This window comes from Streptomyces sp. NRRL B-1347, from assembly GCF_000720325.1.
GTDB lineage: Bacteria > Actinomycetota > Actinomycetes > Streptomycetales > Streptomycetaceae > Streptomyces.
Map to the genome: position 1 here is coordinate 1 of NZ_JOJM01000335.1, position 235 is coordinate 235.

At 69.8% G+C, this 235-nt stretch carries 1 protein-coding gene; it reads right to left on the reverse strand.

Annotation, left to right across the window (positions count from 1 at the left end; translation table 11 throughout):
* Window positions 1-235, reverse strand: a 235-nt coding sequence (locus IG74_RS54110; protein ID WP_037827723.1) for an acyltransferase domain-containing protein, incomplete at both ends; no start/stop codon positions are given.

The window sequence follows — 235 nt, forward strand, 5'->3', positions numbered from 1 at the left end:
CCGCCACATGCGCGGCGGCGATCTCACCGATGGAGTGGCCGATCAGCACGTCCGGGGTGACACCCCAGTGCTCCAGGAGCCGGAACAACGCCACCTCGACCGCGAACAGCGCGGGCTGCGTGAACGCCGTACGGTCCAGCAGCTCGGCGTCCGCGCCACCCTCGGCCGCGAACATCACGTCCTTCAGCGGACGGTCCAGTACGACGTCCAGGTGCGCGCACACCTCGTCCAGAGC